The sequence below is a fragment of the Herbaspirillum sp. VT-16-41 genome (genome assembly GCF_001994935.1).
GTDB classification, from domain to species: domain Bacteria; phylum Pseudomonadota; class Gammaproteobacteria; order Burkholderiales; family Burkholderiaceae_D; genus Herbaspirillum; species Herbaspirillum frisingense.
The window spans coordinates 1-1,649 of record NZ_MUXB01000036.1 but is presented as its reverse complement, the minus strand read 5'-3'; the positions used below and the strand labels follow the sequence as shown (position 1 = coordinate 1,649).

The following is a 1,649-nucleotide window of genomic DNA, read 5'->3' as shown; positions in this document are numbered from 1 at the left end:
GAATATCCGGTTGCGGTTCGGCGGCCAGCAATTCCTTGCGGCCTTGCTCCGTCGTCACATCTGCCGCAACGATCTGCACCTTGACGCCGTAGGTATCGGCGATTTCCTTTGCCGTCTCGCGGAGCACCGCTTCCGTGCGGGCATTCAACGTCAGGTCGACACCTGCTTCCGCCAGCTTCTCCGCAACGCCGCGACCGAGCCCTTTTGAACTCGCGCAGACGATTGCCCGCTTACCCCTGATTCCCAGATCCATTCTGTCCTCACCTGTCCTTCGTTCCGTCAAGCGGCCTGCCGAGCAAGAGCGGCAACATTATCGCAAAGACGGTCAATTTCATCCGTTGTGTTCAGATAGCTGACTGACGCCCGCGCAATCTCGTTGAGGCCGCGCGCCGTCATGTCTCCTTCGGCAGTTCGATCGCACCGGTCACGTCAGTGGTACGGAAGTAGAACTGCGGACGGTAGTTGTTGAAGAACGGGGTGTGACGACCGCCTTCGTCCTTCGACAGAACATAGATCTCGCCGGTGAAGTGCTTGTGCGGCTTGATCGAACCCGGCTTGGCCAGAACCTGGCCACGCTGCACGTCTTCACGCTTGGTACCACGCAGCAGAACGCCAACGTTGTCACCAGCTTGACCTTGGTCCAGCAGCTTACGGAACATTTCCACGCCGGTGCAGGTGGTCTTCTGGGTGTCAGCGATACCGACGATTTCGATTTCCTCGCCGACCTTGACGATGCCGCGCTCAACTCGACCAGTCACCACAGTGCCACGGCCAGAGATCGAGAACACGTCTTCCACCGGCATCAGGAAGGTACCGTCAACAGCACGTTCATTTTGAAATGCCTGATCGTTGAGATCGGCGAAGGGTGACAGAGCCGTGAACTTCAACTCATCGTTCAGATAGGTATTCCACATGGCGGTATAGACGCCGCTCACGGCGGTCATCGTCGGATCATTGCCGCCTGAATTAGGGTCAATCTGACCGGCAATTCCCGTATCGATGGCAGTCACCCTTCCATCATAGGCCCCCAGCGCCAGCCCCCGATCCTGCAGGAGGGTCGTCAGGAAAAGGAGATTGGCACCATTGTTCGCCTCGACATTCAAGCTCCAGGACGTGAGGACGACGGGCGAAATGCCGAGATAATCACTCAGTGTCTGCAATGTCGCCGCGTCAAACTTGGGAAAATCCGTCAAAGCCTTTGCATAAGGACCCTGCGCGAAGGCCTTCACCGTATCCATGAAGGCAGGCAGCGGCGGCCGCACCCCCACATTGACTTTATTATGATACCACGCCGAAGTCGCGCAATACGGCGATACCAACTACATCTTCGTTGCCAGCGAGCGCGCTTCCGTCGTCGGCGTCTACAAGGATACCGGCAAGGACCCGGAATTCGTGCAGCTGCTGCCATCGGGCATCGCCCCGGAAGGCATTCTTGCCATTCCCTCGCGCAATCTGTTCGTCACCGCCAATGAATCCGATCTGGTCGCGGATGGCGGCGCGCGCTCCCATGTCATGATCTATGAGTTGAAGGACCAGGAACCGGCCTATCCGAAGATCGTGTCGGCGTCGAAGGATGATGGCACGCCGTTGGGCTGGGGTGCCCTGTCGGGCCTGGTTGCAGACCTGAAGGAGCCGGGCAAGCTCTATGC

The 1,649-nt window shown here is 58.5% G+C and carries 2 protein-coding genes and 1 pseudogene; 1 reads left to right on the top strand and 2 read right to left on the bottom strand.

Features of this window, described 5'->3' with window-relative positions; translation table 11 throughout:
• A partial coding sequence (locus BTM36_RS03900) for an SDR family NAD(P)-dependent oxidoreductase (protein WP_139347048.1) occupies positions 1-253 on the bottom strand: 253 nt, incomplete at its 3' end.
• 148 nt (positions 254-401) lie between these two features.
• Positions 402-830 (bottom strand): annotated as a pseudogene (locus tag BTM36_RS03895) (EF-Tu/IF-2/RF-3 family GTPase); the annotation flags it as partial.
• Positions 831-1,392: 562 nt separating this feature from the next.
• On the opposite strand from BTM36_RS03895, the gene BTM36_RS03890 reads away from it, so the two are divergent.
• Positions 1,393-1,649 (top strand): hypothetical protein (locus tag BTM36_RS03890; RefSeq protein ID WP_217349534.1); only part of this gene is annotated, 257 nt, incomplete at its 3' end.